This window comes from Microcoleus sp. BROC3, from assembly GCF_036702515.1.
Taxonomy (GTDB): Bacteria; Cyanobacteriota; Cyanobacteriia; order Cyanobacteriales; family Microcoleaceae; genus Microcoleus.
Window position 1 is genome coordinate 63885 of sequence record NZ_JAUBTQ010000028.1, and the last position, 18237, is coordinate 82121.

General features: G+C 44.7%; 9 protein-coding genes. 1 reads left to right on the forward strand and 8 read right to left on the reverse strand.

The features are described from left to right. Positions 1–52 precede the first annotated feature (52 nt). Positions 53–670, reverse strand: coding sequence for a flavin prenyltransferase UbiX (locus tag QUB30_RS18965; protein WP_333336387.1), 618 nt, complete (start codon positions 668–670; stop codon positions 53–55). Positions 671–1072: 402 nt separating this feature from the next. After that, complete coding sequence (locus QUB30_RS18970) at positions 1073–3439, reverse strand: ribonuclease R family protein (protein ID WP_333336428.1); 2367 nt, start codon at positions 3437–3439, stop codon at positions 1073–1075. An 877-nt stretch (positions 3440–4316) separates the two neighbouring features. On the opposite strand from QUB30_RS18970, the gene QUB30_RS18975 reads away from it, so the two are divergent. Then, complete coding sequence (locus QUB30_RS18975; RefSeq protein WP_333336389.1) at positions 4317–5261, forward strand: hypothetical protein; 945 nt, start codon at positions 4317–4319, stop codon at positions 5259–5261. A gap of 214 nt (positions 5262–5475) precedes the next feature. Here the strand turns inward: QUB30_RS18975 and clpP are convergent, their stop codons facing one another. The 6 genes from clpP to QUB30_RS19005 all read right to left on the reverse strand — a co-directional run bounded on the left by clpP (position 5476) and on the right by QUB30_RS19005 (position 18193). Continuing rightward, positions 5476–6084 carry an ATP-dependent Clp endopeptidase proteolytic subunit ClpP gene (gene clpP / locus QUB30_RS18980; protein ID WP_006635758.1) on the reverse strand — a complete coding sequence of 203 codons (609 nt, stop codon included), beginning with the start codon at positions 6082–6084 and terminating at the stop codon, positions 5476–5478. 269 nt (positions 6085–6353) lie between these two features. Continuing rightward, entirely contained in the window at positions 6354–8468 is a 2115-nt protein-coding gene (locus tag QUB30_RS18985; RefSeq protein WP_333336391.1) for a carotenoid oxygenase family protein, read from the reverse strand. A 131-nt stretch (positions 8469–8599) separates the two neighbouring features. Then, positions 8600–10852: a carotenoid oxygenase family protein gene (locus tag QUB30_RS18990; RefSeq protein WP_333336393.1), complete on the reverse strand. Its 2253-nt coding sequence runs from the start codon at positions 10850–10852 to the stop codon at positions 8600–8602. Positions 10853–10915: 63 nt separating this feature from the next. Continuing rightward, positions 10916–14806, reverse strand: coding sequence for an adenylate/guanylate cyclase domain-containing protein (locus QUB30_RS18995; RefSeq protein ID WP_333336395.1), 3891 nt, complete (start codon positions 14804–14806; stop codon positions 10916–10918). 677 nt (positions 14807–15483) lie between these two features. Next, positions 15484–16698, reverse strand: coding sequence for a heparan-alpha-glucosaminide N-acetyltransferase domain-containing protein (locus QUB30_RS19000; protein ID WP_333336397.1), 1215 nt, complete (start codon positions 16696–16698; stop codon positions 15484–15486). Positions 16699–16780: 82 nt separating this feature from the next. Then, complete coding sequence (locus tag QUB30_RS19005) at positions 16781–18193, reverse strand: adenylate/guanylate cyclase domain-containing protein (protein WP_333336399.1); 1413 nt, start codon at positions 18191–18193, stop codon at positions 16781–16783. Between the last annotated feature and the right edge of the window lie 44 nt (positions 18194–18237).

Below are 18237 nucleotides of genomic sequence, written 5' to 3' on the forward strand. Positions count from 1 at the left end.
TGGTAATTTGTAAATGACTAATAACTAATGACTAATGACTAATTACTAATTATTACTCTTCTTCCTTCCAGCGTTTGAGAGGAACGCAATCAATCCCCAACTGGTCTAAAGCGCGAGCCACCACAAAGTCTACCAAATCTTCAATAGTTTGCGGATTGTGATACCAAGCAGGAATCGCTGGTACAATTCTAGCTCCAGCTTCTGCCAAGGTAGTCAAATTCCGCAGGTGAATCAAGCTAAAAGGCGTTTCGCGAGGCACGAGTACCAATTTTCGCCCCTCCTTGAGCTGAACGTCGGCCGCTCTTTCGAGCAAATCCGAACTCAAGCCAGCCGCCAATTTGCCCAGCGTACTCATGCTACAGGGAATAACGATCATCCCTTGGGTGCGAAAGGAGCCACTAGCAATATTAGCACCGACATCTTGCCAGGGATGGCACCGAAGTTTACCCATTGTGGCTACTCCTGCTTGTTCCCGCCAGAATTCCTCTTGAAGCGTCGGCTCTGCGGGCATTCGGGTGTTCTGTTCGCTTTGCCAAACCATGTAAGTAGACTTGGAAGCGACCAGTTCAATAGCGCGATCGGCTTCCAGCAGAAACTTTAGAGTTCGCACGGCATAAATCAGTCCCGATGCACCGGTAACTCCTACAATGAGGGGGTAGTTATTCGTCATTAGTTATTTGTTAGTTGACGGTTGACTGTTGTTAGTAATTAGTTGTTGTATCAAATCTGTTAGCATCGGAATTATTCATAAATCTCTTCTCTATCTCTGCGTGAATCAGCGTCAATCCCTTGTCATATGCGGTTAATACATTCTATTTTTTAAACCGCAGATACAGGCAGATAAACACAGATTAACGCAGATAAATTAGATCGATTCCGGTTGCACCGTCCGTGATTATTAACTGTTTACTGGATTTTACAATTCCGATGCTATCGGATTTGATATTAGTCATTAATTATTTTTTGATTATTGCTGAGTATAGTTTGCTGCCAACCTCTAAATACTTAGTTGCTAGACAATAACAACTAAGTATTGAGAAAAATCAACAGTCAACTGTCAACATTCAACTGATTATTCATCATCATCAAAAGCTTGACTGCCGCCGCCAACTGCAACTAAATCAATTTGCTGGCGGTAGTAGTCAACACTCTTGACTTGAACTTCTACCCGATCGCCCAAACGGTACTGATTGCGGTTTTTGCGACCCACCAGAGTTTGCTGGCGCGATCGATATTCGTACCAGTCATCCTTTAGCGAAGAAACGTGTACCAATCCTTCAACACGCAAGATGTCGCTCTCCGGCGGCCGCACCTCAATTTCCACAAAGAAACCGTAAGACTGTACACCTGTAATCAAACCCTGAAAAGTTTGCCCGGTGCGTTCTTTCATCAATCCGGTTTTCTTCAATCCCTGCAAATCGCTTTCGGCATCCTCAGCAACCCTTTCGCGTTCCGTCAGGTGTACCACCGCCGATGCAAACTCTGTCTCAAATTCGTGGTGCAAATCTGGTGGGAGAACATTCCAAGTAATTTGACCGTGACAGGAGGAATGGTGCAAGTCAACTTTTTCCTTAGCCCGAGTTGTGCGGCTGCTGCGGCCTTGCTCGAACACGGCCTGCAACACCCGCAGCACCAGCAAATCGGCGTAGCGGGAAAGCGGCGAAGTGCAGCGGGTGTAACCCTCTGGCAGCGCCAAACCGAAGTGCGGCTTGGGAGTGGTGCTGTAAACAGCGGGTTTCATGGTGTCTTCGAGCAGGTAGGTGAGAACTCTTTCGGACTTGAGGCCGGCAAACTGCTGGGTAAATCGCTGAAAGTCAAAGGGCAGAACTTCTTCTTCGCTTTCGAGATACAGTTCGCCTCCGAGGTTGTTCGAGAGTTTGATGAACTCTTGAATGTCTGCCGGGTCTGGCATCGGCTGGACGCGGTAGATTGCTGGGACTCCCAAGGCTTGCAGGTGGGTGGCGACAGCTTGGTTGGCGAGTACGACCAACTCGGAGACAGCCGACTCGGCGGCCGGAGCGACTGCAAAAGCTCCTAATTCGCCTTCGTCGTCGAAGTGAGAGTTAGCGTCGGGCAAATTTAGTTCAAAAGCTCCCCGCTTGAGCCTTGTCTGTCTGGCTGCCTGTGAGGCTGCGCCGATTTGATCGAGGAAAGGACGGAGGGCGGAGGATAAAGGGTGCTCTTCGGCATCGCCTGGTTCGAGAATTGCTTGAGCTTGCTCGTAGGTGAGGTGGTAGTCAATTTGAATGACGCTGGTTTGAATTTCGTATTCTAGGAGTTCTCCTGATTCGTCTAGGGTTAGCAGTATGCTAAATGCCAGCCGTTCTGTGTCTGGCAGCAGAGAACAGCGCTCGTTGAGGGTTTCTGGCAGTACGGCGATGATTTTTTCTCCCAGATGGGCGGCGGTGCCTCGCTTGCGGGCTTCGCGGTCGATCGGGGTTTCTGGCTGCACGTACTCGGCGGCGTCGCTGATGTGGATTCCTATTTGCCAGCGGCCGGGCTTCAGGGTTTCGATCGACAAAGCGCGTTCTACTGGCGGATCGGAGAGGAATGAGGTCGGATCGAACTCGTTTTCGGCTCCTCCTTCGGAGAGATTTTCCTCCTGGGATCGAGGGCTATCGTTTTCGCTGTTGGTTGTTCCCGGTTCGTTTTTGCTGAAGCTAACAGTCAGAATGTTACGCAAATCTAGCCGTTTTTTGATGTCGGTTTTTTTGACTTTGCTGGGCAAATTTTCGGCTGCTTTGATGACGGCGGCGGGGAACGATCGCGGCAAGTCGTGTTTGCAGCATACGATGTCGAGGTCGTCAGCGGCTTCGGCGTCGGAACCGAGTACCTGTACTACTTTGCCGACTGGGCGGTGGGTGCCGAGGGGGTAGCGTTTGACTTCGACGTGTACTAGGTGGTCGATCGCCTCTTGGAGATTTGTGCCATTTGCGAGCAAGTCTAGTTCAAACAGCAGCCGATCGTCTAGGGGAATTGCTCTGTAGCTGAGGCGGCCGGTGGGAGTGGAGGTTTGCTTGACTCGCGCCAGTACCGAGGGGTTGGCGCGTTCGAGGATCAGCATGACTTCGCCTTCGGGCGATCGGCGGCGGCTGCCTTCTTTGATGATTTTGACTAAGACTCGATCGCCGTTCCAAGCTGTCGAGAGGTGACTTTCCCGCACGTAAACGTCTTCTGAGCCTTCGGCGTCTTGAATAGCAAAGCAAAATCCTTTGCTCGAACAGCGCAGTTTTGCTTCTACTACGTCGTCTTCAGCTACTCGGCGGTAGCGGCCTTTGTCTTTGACTAATATGCCAATTTTCTCTAGAGCTTCTAATGCGATTTGAAGTTTGAGTTGACTGGTGGCGTCGTTGCAGTCGAGTTTTTTCTCCAATGCTTTAGGGGCCACTAATTTGTCTTCTGTAAAATTTGCCAGCAGTGCAGCGATAGAAAATTCCATGTAGCGATCGATCCTCTTGTTTCCAGCAATTAGTCTAATTTTGGCGAAATCAGCCGCACTCCCTCGGATACTCGCAGTGCCTGCTTCCCAACAAATGCGCGGGTTGATAGGTGGAGACGCGAGCACGGCCACCTTGTTTCATCGCGAGGTTTTTTTGAGATTCTCTCCCGACACCGGCTTGGTGCTAATTGTCTGCTGTCTGTCTTGAACTGACTGCTGACGGTGCAGACAAATGTCCCGCACGCTATTCCCCAATACAATTTTTTAGCGTTGGTTTGTTTGCTTTTAGGTCAGCAGCGTCGAGCACTTCGCGAATTAGAAAGCCCCTGTCGGTTCTTAAAAGATGGCTCGATACTGAAAGCAACGGCTTGAGTCGAGGATGAGCCGATGGAGGGATGGAGAGGGAGAAAATGTGCATTTCTGCCTTCTGCCTTGTTTCCTTCTGCCTTGTTCCTTCTTCCTTTTGAAGTGCCTCTTGCCTCTTGCTTTAGCAAAGAACTTACCGGATCGAGGCAAAATTGCTAGTAGCTCGCCGCTGCGATGCCCCTGTTTTTTGCACGCGATCGGCCCTTGCGGACAGAGGTGCAACGAGCGGGTCGGGAGCAATCTGTGCTGTAGAAAGTGCAAGGTACACAAAACCGGAGACTTTTACTACTTTTGCTTAGTTGCTGTGTCATCTCCTATAGATAGAAATGACGCCCGATGCTTGTTAGCTAAAACCGCTGGATGTGGGATGGGGTTTAGTGGCGTGAAAGGTTGCGCGGATGACTCACCTTTCATTTATTGTATGTTGAATATGTGCTTTCAGAAAATTGTTTTCGCTGGGGTGTATTAAACTTAAGTCATCAGCCCCTTCTGGTTTCAGGGTCAAAAAATTATGTTTGCTGAATTTCGCGCCCTTTATCCCGCTGGACAGTTAATCTGTGAGTTGCTGACTGTTCATCACGGTAAGTTTGTTGTTCGCTGTCTGGTTCAGGTTGACGGCAAAACTCTCGCTACGGGTATGTCGGCTGCTGAGTCTGTTGAGGGTGCTGAAGACCTCGCCCGGTTGCGATCGCTCGCAGTCCTCGGATTTGCTGCGCCCGATCGTGCGATCGACCGTGTTTCTCCCGCTCCGGTTGCTCCGGTTGCTGCTGTTCCAGTTTCCCCTCCTGCTGCTGCTCCCGTTCCCGTGCAGCCGACAAGTGTTCCTCTTCCGGTTCTAGAAATGCCTGTTTCCGACAAATTGCAAGTACCACATCAAAGCAATTTTGTCAATAGTGAAGCGAAATTAGATGAAGAGCAGATCGCACCTGTACCGGAACCGCTGCCGCCAACGGTCGATCGGGCGGAGGCTACTGGATTTGTACCGAAGCAGTTAGACTCGGACGCTTGGCTTTCTTCCAGCTACGGCGAACCGATCGCGGAACTGGATGTGCCGACTGCTAGCCAAAGTCAAGTGTTACAGGGTGCCGCCGAAGTCAGGGAATTGCAACCGATCGCGGTGGGAATCCCCAGCGATGCGATCGAGGATAATTCTGATACGATCGCCCAAATAGAGGCAATCCTCAGGCGCTTGAAATGGACTAAGAAACAAGAAACTGACTGTCTCGAACACAATTACGGCAAGTCGTCGCAGAGAGAGCTTTCTAGCGAACAGTTGGTAGACTTTCTAGAATATCTGGAAATCTACAGCAGAACTACTGAGGAAATCAAGCGGTTGAACTGGACTCCCAGCCAAGGAAAAGATTATCTCAAACAAGGTTACGGCAAAGAAGCGCGGCATTTCTTAAATCAAGTAGAATTGCTCGACTTCCTGCAATATCTCGAATCTTTGCCCTAGTAATTATGTAGGGTTTCTAGGTGTGATGTTTTTTGAGAAAAAGCTACATATAGCAGTTTTCAATTGTATGAAATACAGTCAGGACTTAACTATGACGCCGTATCAAGCGCCCCAGCATCTGTAATTCACTCCACTGAAAACTGCTATATGACCGTTAAAAATTAAAAATCAAAAATGAAGAATATTTCCTCATTTTTGATTTTTAACTTTTTATTTAGACCACAGCGGCGATCGGGCGGCTGGCGGAAGGACGGCGATCGATCACTTGATCTACTAATCCGTAGTCCTTTGCTTCTTCAGCGGACATGAAGAAATCCCGTTCGGTATCTTCTTCAATGCGGGAAAGCGGCTGACCGGTATGGTTGGCAAGATGTTCGTTCAGGCGGCGTTTGTGGTACAAAATCTCTTTAGCCTGAATTTCAATATCCGTTGCTTGTCCTTGAGCTCCGCCGAGAGGTTGGTGGATCATAATCCGGGAGTGAGGCAAACTCATCCGCTTGCCTTTAGCGCCGGCACTCAACAGAAAAGCGCCCATGCTGGCTGCCAAACCGAGACAAATAGTGCAAATGTCGGGGCGGATGTGGTTCATCGTGTCAAAAATGCCCATACCTGCTGTTACCGAACCCCCAGGGGAGTTGATATAGAGGTAAATATCTTTCTCCGGGTCTTCGGCGTCTAAAAATAGCAATTGGGCAACGATCAGGTTGGCCAAGTCTGAGTCAACCTGTTGGCCCAAGAAGACGATGCGATCGCGCAGGAGTCGCGAGTAGATGTCAAAGGCGCGTTCGCCGCGACCGGATTGTTCTATAACTGTTGGGATCATTGACGCCTGCCTGCCTATTACGTATCTTTTTTTAATTTTAGCGATTTGGGTTCATTTATAGTTAGGGAGGGGTGGCGCGCGATCGAGAAATCGGCACAATCCTTTAGTTGGAAGGGATTGGGGCGGTCTTTTGTGGAAATTGTGGCGGGGGTGCGATCGGATTTCCGATCCAAGGGCGATCGATTACAAAGCAGAAACCTAAGTAAGCGATTCTTAGGAATCCCCACGTCCTCACGCCGGGGAGGAGGTCAATCTGTCCTTATCGCACTTCACACTGAGGGGTTTTTCGATTTAAAATGCGGGTAAATTTCCTTCTCAAATAACTCTTGAATTTCTGGGCGTTTTTTCGCTACTAAATCTTGATAATCTTCCTCAACAGGAATATTGTAAGTTGCTGTGCGTTTAGCAATTTTCGGCAACCAAGCTGTGTGTAGCGTAAACCCAAATCGCAATTCAGGATGACCTAACTTACAAATCGGCCCACCGACCAAGTTTTTTGCATCAAAAATCCAAATTTCTGACGATTTTTTAAAGTAAATTGTACAGACAATATAGCCATCTGTCGAATCTCCATTTCCCCCTGCACGCGGGACAAATTGCGGGGAGTTGATCATGTATCCTTGGGCTGTATTATCGGCTTCAATTTCTGGCATAAACACAAAGGCATCAGCTATTTTCATTTCTTGAGTATCGAGGCGCAATAAACAAGCGGGCTTTCCTTCCTGTCGATCTAAAAGTTTTAGCAAATCCTCATTTGACACCAGTCGGTATTTATAGTCTTTATACAAGTTTAAAATGAATTTTGTTAGCAATTCAGGCCAGAATCCGAAACAACACCAGTAAATATTTTCTAATTTTTCTGGCGGCTTTCCAGAAGCGAGAACATCGCAATAAGTATATAGTTCTGCAGCCCAGGTTAAATTAATATCAGAAATGATTTTTGATTCAATTATTTCTCCATTTTCTACATCAATAATATACCGTCCAAATCGGCTAACATCCATCACTTCGGTTTGCATTCCATACAAGCATGACTTTATAGGTGTTTCTGACTTATCCGCTAACGTATCAAACTCCCGCATCCACTCCCCTGCATCCGCAGCACAAATATGTCCGATATGCAGCGTTATTTTTCCGTTTGAACCCTCATAATCGGCCGTGAAATGCAAAATCTCCATCGGTATCACCACTTTTTGCGCCACAACTTCAACCTCAGTTTTAGAATCAATTGGCTGCTGTCCGTTTTGAAGTTGATCGCGGCGGACAATATATAAATAAGATTCAGGAGAAATAGGACGCGATAAAATATCTCTGAGCAGTATTTCTATTTCTTTTTTATTAGGAATGGGGTTGTTAAATGTTTGTGCCAGTCCAACACTAAACGCTGTATCAATCAAAATTACATAGTTACGAGTCACAGCTATTTGATGCAGACTTTGGTGGATAACCACCGGCGAATGATCCTGCAAAACCAATTTCCATCGTTCAATATGGCCGCTACCATTCCAGCGCATTAAATAAACGAAATTTTGCATTTTAATTTTGAAAACCTTCTCAAAAAGACTACTGATGCACTTAAACGCCTCCAAAATAATTTGAGCAACCCAGTTAAGTAAAAACTTAATTACCTTGAAGAGATTGAGAAAGCCAGCAATCGTTTCTATAACTTTTTTGATTACGTGTGGTAGCTTTTCAGCCTCATAAATAAACGGAATTGTTTGCATAAAATTTCCTATAGATCTGCCATAATTTACCGTAAACATTTCCTTGGTTTCCGCATCAAAAAAAGGATGCGCCGTACTCAAAACTGGCCCAAATGGCATAGATAAAGAAACTTCAGGCCGCCACTCTGCATTAGCACCCACCGGCGTTACAACTTCCAAAGTTTCCGTATCAATTTCATAAGGACGACCGGCATCATAAGTAACTAACAGCCGGTCATTTGTATCTTCAGAGGTTTTAAATTTCAAAAATGCCGTGTTTAATTGATTGCGAACTCCCAACGCCATAGAAAAACGAGTGAGTCCGTGATTTTGAAACCCATATTTCTCATATTCGCTTCCTGGTTTTGTTGCTTCATCGGCATAATAACAGGGAGTTTTTGCAATTCGTGTCGTTATTTTGGCTTGTTGATTATTAAAATTAATACGATAAATCATGCCATCGCCGTTGAAAATTGGAGTTCCATCAGGATACGGTAAACCACCAGAATCAACCGAGCCTGCAGGTGCCACAATAAACACATGACCTTGCAAATCCTCCGGTAATTTTCCGTCAATAATATTTAGCTCAAGCTCGGTTAATTCACACCGACTCGCCACCATTACTGCTTGTGGTACACGCAGAGAGTAGTTTTTCGTCATTTCTGAAAAAGAAGGGTTCATTTGAGTATTCATTGCCACATAAAAACTTGTAGTGGTGTACAGCTTAGGTTGGGTTTACCGTGTGAAAACCCAACCCAACCTAGAAAATTACCAGAAAAAGAATTCGCAAAACTTGCTGAATTTAAATATTTTTAATTGCCCTCAAATCGCTGGTAAATTTCATCAAACAACGCTCGAATTTCCTCACCTTTTTTCCGTGTTTTTGGATGCCTTGACTGCAAATAATTATTCACAACTTCCGACACCACCGGCTCATAATCCTCTCGCACATTGTAATCTGACTTTGGCGGCGAAATTACTTCTGGCAACCAAGTTGTATGAATTGTAAACCCAATATTGATTTGTTCACTACACAGCCTGTATTGGGGACCACTCTTTAAATTTGCGGCATCAAACACCCAAAGTTCACTGTTATTAGACCCATCATTACGATCCGAAAGAACCACACAAATCAGATAACCATCTGTTGAACTGCTATCCCCTCCCTGACGCGGCACAAACTGGGGAGAGTTGGCGAAATGACCTGCCGGAAACTCATAATAATCTGGGGTTGTAAGTTCAATTTCTAAGCCTTGCTGAGCATTCTTTTTGCGCTCAACATGAACCCGACATAACGTAGTCGCTCTGCCTTCTTGGTTGATGGCTTCCACTTCATTGAGGGAGACTTGCCGGTATTTATAATCCTTATAAATATCCCCAACAAACTGCGGTAACAGTTCTTCCCAAGCTCCAAAAAAAATCCAGTAAATATCATCAAGTTTTTCTGGCTGTTTCAGCGTCATTTCCCGATAGGCATACACCGGATCTCCCCAACTAAAATCCCGTTCAATTAAACAGGATCTGACAGCATCCAAACTAGGGAGTTTTGCGGGATCAATAACATGACATCCAATGATATCCACGTCCATTCCACTCACTAAAACGCCGGTTAAATTTCGCATTCGGTTATTAATTTCGACATCGCCATAGACTGACTTATCAAAACTGCGAATTGTCTCCGCCGCATCACAAGCACAACTATGAACCGTATGTATAACAATGCCATCTGCATCTTCATATTCAACGACATAATGAGCAATTTCGCGGGGGATAATAACTTCCTGTGCTGTGACTGTTTCTTTTCCGGGTATTAATTCTTTACGAGGAACAATCCACATTTTTGTATCTGCTAATTGGGGAATGTCTGTTAACTCTCGAATCAAAATTTCTATTTCTTCAATTAATTCGCCTTGTTCAGCAAATAAAAGTTCTTCTAAAGCAATTTTAAACGCTGTATCTGCGAAAACAATGTAATTTTTAGTCAAACCCATTTGGTGCAAGGTTTGTTTAACTTTAATCTGCTTGCCATTGGGTAAAACGACTTTCCATTTGTCAAATTTTTCTTCTCCCCGCCAACACACTAATTCGACAAAATCATCCTTAGCAAGGGCGTTCCATATTTGCAGGACAGTTTTGTATATTTTTTCGAGGAATTGATAAATCGCTTTGCCTAAACTTAAAAAAGCTTTGAGGATATTTTTGTATAAGTTGATCGGCCATTCTATGAACCCATCCAGAGGACTGGTTGTCTTTTTTAATCCTACAGATTTCTTCAAAGGTTTCGTTAAAATCCGTAGCTGGTAAAGAAATTGTCGCAAAGTTGGTAAAAATGAAGAGATTGAGCGACCTAAATTAATGGTAAATAACTCTCCCGTGCTATAGTCAAAACAGGGATGAGCGCAACTCATACTCAGCGGAAAAGGTTGTTTTGGAAACAGCGGGTTCACAGCTTTCCAATCTTTAATTAAACCTATCGGTTGCACCACTTCCATAGTATTTGGGTCAACTTCGTAAGAGCGGCCCATATCCACCGTAATTAACAAACGATAAGGATCGGCTTGGTATTTTTTAAAAGGCGTTAATGTAACACTGAGTTGCGAAGTAACCCCCAAAGCCAGAGAAGCACGGGCAATGCCAAAATCTTTAAAGCCTAAATTTGCATCATTTGAATTTTCATAAGTATATTTATCTGCCCAATAACTAAGGGGTTTGGCAATGCGTGTTTTCAAATGAGCCTTGCCATTTTCAAACCCAATGCGGTAAAGCATTCCATCGCCGTTATAGAGAGGATTCCAGCCATTTTTACTGGGGTAAACAATTTGTGGAGAATTGGGGTTTTTGGGCGAATCAACCGAACCCGCCGGCCCCACAATAAAGACATATCCTGTTAAATCTTTTGGCAGTTCAGTAGAGATTTCTGTTAGCCCTTGTTTTACTGTCAATTGCAAAGCATCAAATTCTTCTCGACTCACAGACAACATTGCCTGCGGAAAACGTGATTTATCCGACCGACTAGAAACTACATTATCTAAAGTTTCAGTCGCTTTTGGAGTGGGTTGAGTCATGGTAGATAATCCTAGTTAAAAGATTGGAGAACTATAGTTTAAGCAGCCATCTGGTCGGCTAGCTCAAAAATAACTGATCGCTGCAAGCAATGTCATCCCCTTTTTACGATCCACTGGGTCAAATTCTTCGGCATTTAGATCGAGCTGTGCCATAGACTGCCGTGCAGCTTCGGTTTGGCCACAGCGGTGTAAAAATTCGCTCAAACTTATAATCGCCCGTCGTTCCAAAGACACGGCACCTTGAGATCGAGCAACTTCAAGTGCTTGATGAAAACAAATTTCCGCCTCTGCATTTTTTGATTGCATAATTAACGCTTCACCTTTGATCCGGTAGAGTTCGGCTTTCCAATAAGCGCCCGTTGGGTCGGCTAATTCCAAACCTTTATCAATCAAGCTTACACATTCTTCCACCAAACCAGCATTCAGATAACCGATAGCCGTCAACTTCATATAATAAATTTGTCCTAATCTTGTCCCCAGGCTTAAATAAGCTGTTAAATTTTGCTGCATTTGTGTCAAACCTAACTCGATTTCTCCTGACTGCTGGTTTACCCAACCCACGATAATACTCGTCAAAGTACCCCAGAAAGAAAACTCGTTTTCTAGGCAGAAATTAATCGTCATTTCCCCATATTTTTTGGTACTAGGTACATTTTGTAAGTAGTGATAAATTTGAGTTTCATAGGAATAAGCAAGGGCTAAAGAAAACGGATGTCCTATCTTTCTAGCTAAACTCAAGGATTGTTGCTTTTTGTCAAGAGCTTGCCGACAATAACCACGCAACCACAAACATATTGATAGAAGAGCCAAATTCGCTACCCCAAAATCTTGCCCATAGATAAAAGCAAGGGAGGAATGTTTTTGCTCGTCGTAGTAGAATAAAGACCGTTCTAGGTGAAATTGAGCCTGAATAAAATCTCCCCTATAAAGCAAGTTTGCACCCATAGAATGATGAGCGGTTACCAGCATAGCCGAATCTTCGGAATTGTCGGCTAGACAAAGAAGTTGTTGTGCTAATTCTCCGGCTGTTTTTGTATCTCCTTGCCCAATATGGGCTGCAAATAACCCCCACAACATGGGTAAAAAATTAGCTGTTTCTCCGAGTTCTTGCGCCAATTCCCGCGCTCTGGTAAAAGTGTTAATTAATTCAGGCGAACCATAACCTTTGATTGCCGTTAGCGGCGCACCCAAAGCAATGTGCAAACGCAACTTTTGCTCTTTTCTCTCAACCGTATCCGGCAAAGTTTCCAACCACTCCAACGCCTCCGTAAACAACAGCACCGCCTCCCGCAAAGCGTGCGCCCGCACCGCCTGCTCTCCCGCCTTTTCTAAATAAAAAATCGCCTTTTCTGCAACCCGCGCTTGACTCCAATGATGCGCCAAAATCGCATAAAACCCCGACAAGTCCTCATAACTTCTTTCATACCACAACGCCAAAAATTCATGAACTTGCCGGCGCTGCGAATACAACATCAAACCATAAGCAACTTCCTGAGTAATAATATGCTTAAACATATACCCCAAATCCGGCTCTGGTGTCTCCATCGGGGTAAGATCGAACCGCTGTAACTTCATCAAATAATTAGGCAACTCAGGCTTATCATCCTCGATCGGATGAATATCTCGCAACAACTGAAATCCAAAAGACCGACCAATTACACTCGCCACTTTCAATGTAAGCTGTTCGCTAGGAGAAAGCCGATCGATCCGCGAAGCAATCACCCCCTGCACCGTAGCAGGAAAATTTAGCTCATTCAAATTACCAACCCCCGCAGCAATTCGACACTCCCCATCATGAATTTCTATCACCCCCGCCTCGCGCAAACCATAAGCCAATTCCTCACTAAAAAACGGATTTCCTTCCGCCTTTTTCTCAATCAACTCCGCTATCGAGTCAGGTAAACTCTTTACCCCCAAACGCCGACAAAGCAAATCTAAAGTATCTGTAGCAGGCATTGCTTCCAAATGCAACTGTTCTACCCCTTCTATCCTCAGCAATTCCTCGTATTCCTCCGGCACAGGCTCACCCATTGGTCTTGTCCCAATCACCAATAACAAGCGCTTCACCTTCTGCGCCACCGCCAAAATCAGCGCCCAACTTGACGAATCTAACCAATGAGCATCCTCCAAAACCAGCAACTTAGGAGAGCGATTCACCGAATCCTGCAACAATTGCACCAACAAATCCCGCGTCGCTTCCGCCCGTTGCTGCCCCACCAACCCAGCCGACACCTCCGTATCCGGCAAATCTAAACCCAAAACCCCATTTAAAAGTGCCGCTTTTTCCAACCATTGCGGTTCATCTTCCAATAAATCTAAAACCTGACGTTTTTTCGCCTCTAAATCGGGTAAAAAAGACAAATCCCACAAGTGACTAAACACCCCGTTCCAAGCATGATAAGGCTTCGATCGAGCGATCGCATCCCCCGCACCAACCAAACTTCCGACTCCCAATTCTTGCGCCTGCAAAAGCAAATTTTCTATCAAACAAGACTTGCCAATTCCTGCCTCCCCACAAATCATAACTAACCCAGAAACACCCGCTTTCAACTGCTCTAATTTATTCCCTAACAATAACCGTTCTTTTTCCCGCCCCACAATCGACTTTTCCGTTTTTCCTGCCATCCACCAAGGCAAATCTTTACGCACCTCCTCAAGCGGACAAAATACTTGAACTACCTCTTCTATACCTTTAACTTTAATCGGAGTTAACGATTCAAACTCTATTTTTTCTTTTGCAAACTCAAACGTCCGCTCATCACACAAAATTCCGTCCTTCGCAGCCTGCATCAATCGCGCAGCTAAATTCACAACCGCCCCGATAATCGTGTATTCTCGACGTTGCTCGCTGCCAATTACACCACTATAACAAGTACCAGTCGCGATCCCTATCTTGGGTTGCAATCCTAAACTTCTTAAGTTATCCAATAACGCCCTTCCCGCCATCACACAACGCACCGAATCATCCTCATGGGAAAACGGCGGCAAACCAAAACCAATCACCAATGTACTACCTTTATCATCAACCAAAAACTTATTTAAAGTCCCCTCATAAACTTGCAAAATATTTTGAATAGCATTAAGTGTAGTTGAAATAAAATCTAAAGCTTCCTCAGCATCATAATCCATCCCCGGCAAATTTAAAAACATCACACTCACGCGTCGCAAATCTCCTAACCAATCTGTTTGACCGACTTTTAAACGCTGCAAAACTCCCAAACTTACATATCTTTCCAGTGGTTCTTGCATCTCATCATAAATCGCGATCGGAGCCAATTCAACCAGATTGAGAAACCTTCTATCCGCCACTGAATTTAAAAGATTAAATCCCTCCAACCGCACCACATTTGAAGCTAATAATTCTCCCACAAACTGGTCTTTAATTAACTCCCAAGCCGTCAGCGACAAACAAGCTTCACCTATACCCGCAGCCGTTTCTGCAAGCGCCACTTGAGCAATAGGTTCCCCCGCCACAAGATACTCCCACCGGCCATTCATTCCACCGATGTAAAACTCTTTTAACTCACCCGCGCCTATACCAATATGCAATCGCAACTGGGCATTTACCGCTTGATATTCACCCAAATCATTTAAAATAGCCAAAGCACATTGCGCCGCACAATAAGTCGCTAGATCTAAAGACAAACTTTCCGCCGGCCAAATCGCCAACATAGCATCCCCAGCAAACTTGACAATATCCCCTTTATGTGCTATGATTAATTCAATTAATTGACCAAAATAAGCATTTAAATGAGTCGTTAATTCTTCAACTCCAATAGAACCTTTTTGAGCAAGACGTTCAGTAAGAGCAGTAAAACCAGAGATATCCACAAACAAAACTGCCGCCTCAAAAGAGCCACTAGCCGGAGAAGCAACAGGAGTAGGGTCTGCAGCAAAACAATTTAAGACACGAATCGGTAAAAAACTGGCAATTTTTTCAACAAAAGTAGGCATAATTAAAAACACAGAGACTAATGGTACAATTGGCGACCGACTTCAAAGAGTCTAACAAATTCCACACCCTGAAGACAGCAGAGATTCCCCATCTATGTATATACGCTCTATTTCTTAAGCCGTCCCTAGCTTAGTCAACATCTAGGTTGGGCTTGGGGAAAAAAGCTGAAACCCTTATATCAAGTGAAAATGTTAGCCTTTTTACGCCAAGCTGTTGAACTAATTTATCAAGTAGTAGAGGCTATTTATCTTCCTGCGATACTATCCGTATTATTAATTAACTGCCATCCTCAGATTGCAACCCTTCCTCCCAGAACAGGGAATTGATATCAACATTTTTGGGTAAAAAATGTAAGTAAATCATGACTTACGCACTATCAGGCTAAAAACCAACTGTTGCAATTACAACGCTTGGCTCCTAATGACAGAAATACGTTGTTTTTGCGTAAGTCCTAAAAATCTCTTATAAATAGTATTATAAACAAACAGCTTTTGATGGTCAAGTTTTGTTACTCATTACTTGCCAACCACCTACTTGTGATACCAAATCCCGGTTATTTACCCCATTTATTACGATCGCCCAAAGCAACTTCGGCCGCTTAAGCTCGATCGCCAGCTATGTTAATAGCTGAGGGGATATCCAACCCGACGTTCGTATGATTACTCAACTGTTTTACTCAAATTTTTATCGCCCAACCACGGCGGTACATTCCATACAAAATTAACCACCAAAATAATACCGCAGTCACGGCAAACGCTAGGGAACCATTCAGCGGCCCAGCCCACGGCAAAAACCAGTTCTCGTAAATCCAAGTGTAGGTACTTGGAGGACTTTCGCCGCTGCCAATATGGGTTTTTAGGAGAATTCTGGCGACAATACCGGAAGCAACAAACAGGAAAATTGCATTCAATCCCATGATTTCAAACGGCCGCCCCCATTTCCAACCTCGCACTTCTATTGTTTCGTAGCAAGCTGCTAGCAATAGCAAGGCCCAACCTGCGGTAAGCACTACATAAGAACTTGTCCAAAGTTGTTTGTTGATCGGAAATGAAAATCCCCACAAATAGCCGATTACTAGGCAACTGAGGCCGCAGATTGCTAAGTTTACACTGGTGCGGGTTTTGATTGGCTGCACGCGCAGCCACTCTCCTGTAAAGTAGCCGATCAGGACTGTTACAACTGCGGGTAAGGTGCTCAATAGTCCTTCTGGATCGAAGGGGCCGCCTTTGTACAAGTGTTGGCTGCCGAGAATTAGCCGATCGACATATCCTCCTAAATTTCCTTCTGGCGTGAGTTCGCCGGCACTGTACCCCCCTACAGCAAATAGGGTTAATGCAGCCCAATAGCCCAAAAGTACGGCAACCGCGAGCAGTTTTTGATTGCGGGGGGAGAGGTTGAGAACGGCGATCGCACTGAGGAAATAAGCTAAGCCGATGCGCTGCAATACTCCCATGATGCGGATTTTACCGAAGTTTTCCACCGGGGCGCTGTTGAGAAGTACGTCAAGGGCGATCGAAGATGTATTTAGCAGCAATCCTAATATAAATAGAATCGCGGCGCGGCGCGCAATTCGCCAGTAAATATTTGAAGCAGGAAGAAGGAAGAAAGAAGCAGGTTTTCGAGCGGCCTTTTTTGATTCCTCTATTTGTAACAATTGGGATTTTTCGGCACTGGATTTTTTATAATTTTGAGTATATTTAGACAGCGAGAAAGACATCGCGCAGCCAACGATGAACAAGAAAAATGGAAATACTAAATCTGTTGGGGTGCAGCCGTGCCATTCTGCGTGTTCTAGCGGTGGATACACCTGTTTCCAACTGCCGGGGTTGTTGACTAGAATCATGGAGGCGATCGCAATTCCGCGAAAAACATCAAGGGATTTTAAGCGCATGGGGAGAAGGGAGAAGGAAGAGGGAAGAGGGAAGAAAGAAAAACTACTAATTACCAATTATCAATTACCCATTACCCATGCGCTAAATTTCAATACCTTCCAGAGTCATAATGACTGCATTCTTCATCAACATATCGCAGCGTTCTGCATAAAAAGCTGCTGCCTTATCATACTTGTTGACTTGCAAGACGCGCAAAAACATTTGCCTTGCTTGCGCGAATTGCTGCTGGTAGTGAAAAAAAATTCCCTGTTCAAAATAAGTTTGGGTTTGTGCTTTTAGTTCGATCATGGTATCCGAGTCGCCGTCATAAATTTCAAATACAGCAACAGGTGTTTGTTTTCCTTTTACTTGAACGCGATCGAGAAATCGGCACTTGTAATTTTGAGGATCGTCGATCCGACACAAAGTTTGAACGCTAGCTACAATACCAACTCCGTAAAGCTTTGTCAATCCTTCCACCCGGGCGGCTAAATTCACAGCATCGGAAATTACCGTACTTTCCATCCGTTCCGCTTCGCCAATAGTACCCAACATTAAAGTTCCAGTATGCAAGCCAATCCCTATCGAAATAGGTTGATATCCGCTGTTTTGCCTGTGTCTGTTATAAATTTTTACTTGCTGCTGCATCTCAATTGCTGCTTGCACAGCATCTTCAGGCTTGTTAGGAAACAAAGCCATAATCCCGTCACCAATGTATTTATCTATAAAACCATTGTACTGGCGGATAACCGGGCCAACTCGGCTTAAGTAAGAGTTAAGAAATTCAAAATTTTCTCGGGGGGACATACTTTCTGACAGACTTGTAAATGAGCGAATGTCGGCAAACATAATCGTCATTTCTGCCTGTACAGAGTCTCCTAATCTGGCATCAACAATGCTTTCAATTTTGAGAAATCTTAAAAATTCGCGAGGGACAAAACGGGCGGAAGCTGCTGCAATTTTTTCTAGTTCGCTTTTGCTGGCTTCGATTTGAGTTAGGGCACGAAATGCTCTCAGTGCGGTTACTACCGTGGTAAATAACTTTTTGTTTGTCAGTTCTGTTTTAGTTTTGTAATCGTTAATATCGTAGCTGACAATTACTACATCTTCTGGCACTTGTCCCGGTTGTCCGGTGCGCAAAATAATCCGCACTACTTTATTGTCTAAAATATCGCGGATGTATTTGACTACTTCCAACCCTGCCTGTTCTGTTTCCATAACTACATCGAGTAAAATCAATGCTATATCTGGATGAGCTTGGATCATTTCTTTGGCTTCTTTGCCTGAGTAAGCGCTGATAAATGTGATGAGTTGGTTTTCAAATGTAAATTCATTTAAAGCAAGTTTGGTAATATTGTGAATTTCTATTTCATCGTCAACAATTAATATTTTCCAACTGGCTTGTATCGGCTTTTCTTCCGCTTCGTCTTCTTCGGCAAATATTAAGTCGTCGTCGCCCGCCGCTATTAATTCGTCATCGCCCGCAGCGAACAGGTTTTTACTAGCTTCTGACATTTATCGTTCTCCTAAATAGAATTATATTAAAACTGCCCGTATAA